Origin of the sequence: Bowmanella yangjiangensis (genome assembly GCF_017255015.1) — a bacterium.
Lineage (GTDB): Bacteria > Pseudomonadota > Gammaproteobacteria > Enterobacterales > Alteromonadaceae > Bowmanella > Bowmanella yangjiangensis.
The window spans coordinates 1-2,712 of sequence record NZ_JAFKCS010000102.1; the positions used below are offsets into that span (position 1 = coordinate 1).

At 56.6% G+C, this 2,712-nt stretch carries 6 protein-coding genes; 5 read left to right on the plus strand and 1 reads right to left on the minus strand.

The window, feature by feature from the left end:
• The 5 genes from J0A65_RS22155 to J0A65_RS22175 all read left to right on the plus strand — a co-directional run.
• The coding region (locus J0A65_RS22155; RefSeq protein WP_206596492.1) for a hypothetical protein at positions 1 to 319 on the plus strand (319 nt) is incomplete at its 5' end.
• A gap of 40 nt (positions 320 to 359) precedes the next feature.
• Entirely contained in the window at positions 360 to 548 is a 189-nt protein-coding gene (gene csrA, locus J0A65_RS22160; protein ID WP_206596493.1) for a carbon storage regulator CsrA, read from the plus strand.
• Between the two features lie 189 nt (positions 549 to 737).
• Positions 738 to 920 (plus strand): hypothetical protein, encoded by a 183-nt coding sequence (locus J0A65_RS22165; protein ID WP_206596494.1) that lies wholly within the window; start codon positions 738 to 740, stop codon positions 918 to 920.
• 219 nt (positions 921 to 1,139) lie between these two features.
• Entirely contained in the window at positions 1,140 to 1,286 is a 147-nt protein-coding gene (locus tag J0A65_RS22170) for a hypothetical protein (RefSeq protein ID WP_206596495.1), read from the plus strand.
• Between the two features lie 5 nt (positions 1,287 to 1,291).
• Entirely contained in the window at positions 1,292 to 2,254 is a 963-nt protein-coding gene (locus tag J0A65_RS22175) for a hypothetical protein (RefSeq protein ID WP_206596496.1), read from the plus strand.
• Positions 2,255 to 2,375: 121 nt separating this feature from the next.
• Here the strand turns inward: J0A65_RS22175 and J0A65_RS22180 are convergent.
• Positions 2,376 to 2,712: helix-turn-helix domain-containing protein (locus tag J0A65_RS22180; RefSeq protein ID WP_206596497.1), on the minus strand; the 337-nt coding region annotated here is incomplete at its 5' end.

Here is a 2,712-nt window from a genome sequence, read left to right on the forward strand (position 1 = left end):
AGGAGATTTCGAGTCCGCTCGTAAATGGTTAAAGAAAGCCGTCGAAACTGGAATAGTAGATGCAGTCAGTACCTATGGGGCTAATCTGGTGCATATGCCCGATCAAATGGGCTTTCCATTGGATAAAATTAAGGGCTATGCATTCCTCTCGTTGGTTGCAGAAATAAGACATGAAGGGGATGACTTTGAACGGGGGCTTCTTAAAGCGATAGAGCCCACGATGTCTCCGGAACAGGTTGCGCAAGCCAAAACTTATGCGAAAGAGTGGATGAAAGCTCACCCTCCGCTTTCCTATTTCGATCCCCGGTTCGGTTTTTGATGCCGTGTCATAGTTTCAAGCTCTCACAGGGAATGCCGCTATGTTGGTCCTGACCCGCCGCCCTGGCGAAGCCCTGAAGATTGGCGAAGACATCGAGATCTGCATTCTCGGTGTGACTGGCAATCAAGTTCGCCTCGGCACCAAGGCGCCCGTGGCGGTGAAAGTGCACCGAGAGGAAATCTACCTGCGTATTCACGACGAACCGGCCCAAGTGCCCGTCAGCGACTGAGCGTGTTGTCCCGGAGCCCGGCAGACGGACGCCAAACTGGAGCAGGCGCAAGCGGCGACTTGACCACGGTGACCTGGCGGGACATGCAGGCGCTGCGTGTGGCGCGTGATCTGGCCCTCGCCGGCAATGTGGCGACCCTGTCGCGGGGCGTGGCCGCCCTTCCGTTCCCAGATCGCTCAGGCAGCAGGCTTGACCCTGCTGATCCTCGCTGGCCTGATCACGCTGTTCTATACCAAGGACTCGCCAGCGGAGAAATGGGTCAAACAAACCCGCTTCGACACCCGCCCGGCCGACTGGTCGAAGACCTATGTGGAGTCGATGGTCGCCTTCTACCAGATGCTGATGCCCGCCAGCATGGAGCTGCGCCGTTAGCAGGATACGAATCCATACCACGGCACGATTCAGGAGATCCGCTTGGTGCTGTTGCTTCCTGGCCAGCAAACGTACCAGCAAGGCATGGTCGCCTTCGATGGCATGGAAGAGTGATCTCACAGCCGCGGCCTGCTCGACTTCAGCGACAGCCTCAACTGCGTGCCGCTGGTTTGGGGCGAGGACGACCCCATTCCGCTCTATGTGGATACCGGTAACCGCGTGGCACCTGAACCCGATGGATCGCTACGCTTGAGCTACGCCTACCATGAGAGCGAAGGCAAGAAGCTGAAGCGCATCAGCGGCACTCTGATCTATCAACCCATCGAGGGGCTGTATATGCCGCCTCTGGAAATCGACTTGAGCTGAAGCCCATGAGTTTGGAGAGATTGATCGCGGCACTAGGAGACAAGTTGTCCGGCAACGTGCCCTATGTCGCTCTGAAAGCCGATCAGCCGACAGGCCGGCATCCGATGAACCTCTTCGACATCGAAGAGCAGACCGAGCATTACCTAACTTTGAAGGTGGGAGAAGAAAAGCATCGTGGGATGTTGACGGGAATATTGGGAGGTATAGGTGGGGGGGCTTTTATATTTATGGGGTTGCTTGAGATTTACTATGGAAGGCCCTGGGAAAGCATAGGAACCTTCTTAACGGCTATTCCTATACTAGTGCTCCCCTTTCTATGGGAAACATTGCGCCCTTTACCTTTGCCAATTCTGTTCAACCGCCGTACCCGCGAAGTCTATTTAGAACAGGATGGTGTTCTCTACCACTGCCCCTGGGATGAAATCGCTGCCGTGGCCTATGAATTCCGTTTGGTTGGCCCCTATACCGGCGCCACGCGCAGCGCGGCGCTGGAGGTGCTGATGCACCAGTACCAGCGGCCAGAGCGGCAGGTACTGGTTAGCCTGGGCGTGCCGATGGGCAAGGATCTGGACATGCAGTTGTGTTTCTGGGAATACCTGCGTGCCTATATGAACAACGGTCCCTGGTTCGACGAGCGGGGCAATCACAGCGAGTCCGATGCCTTTGTCAAAAGCCAGTTGGCAATCAAATTCAAACTCAGCGAGCAGCTTGGGGAGCATTGGCGGGATTTGAAGAAACGCCGTAAGGAATCGGACGGGCGCAATTACCTGCAACTGTCGGATGTGTTCCTGTTATTTGGTGGAGTGCTCGAATACCCCGTCGGGGTGATCGGAGAGTACACCTATAAAGTGGCTAGCCGCCGTAGCCGCGCCAACTGGCCCGAGGTGGTAAGGGAACGGCTCGATCCGAACGGGCCGACCGAGCGTCTGATCGATGTGGAGCGTAATAGCGGCTCACTGGAGCTATGAGCCGGAGCCGCACGCTCATCGAACCAAGGGCTCGGGCGCGCTTAAGATCAGCGCCGCCAAGCACCGCCATAACCAGGGCATGGAACCCGTTCTGAACATCAGCAACCGCCTCTCACCCTACTCACCGCGCCTCGCTTGAACCAGCCGATGGCACTGCAGCATCATCCAGACGGCTTCGAAGATAGGCTTTCGGCGACAGCCCGGTATGCCGCTTGAAGCAGGTGTAGAACGCCGACAGCGAGTTGAAGCCCGCCGCAAAGGCCAGTTCGTCGATGCGTTTGAGATCGCTGCCGGTCTGCAACCCGTCGAGCAGGTATTGCAGGCGGGCGCGGTTTTGTCCGGCATAGAACAAAGGCGACACTTCATTGTTGTACCACTGATACAAATACGGGCCATGGCTGACGATTAGACTGTTAGTTGCCTGATGCCACTGTATGTCTTTAATGCCGAGCGACATT

What these genes read in the sequence shown, in the direction of transcription:
- csrA (WP_206596493.1), top strand. Translation starts at nt 360, where the DNA reads ATGTTGGTCCTGACCCGCCGCCCTGGCGAAGCCCTGAAGATTGGCGAA.
- J0A65_RS22175 (WP_206596496.1), top strand. Translation starts at nt 1,292, where the DNA reads ATGAGTTTGGAGAGATTGATCGCGGCACTAGGAGACAAGTTGTCCGGC.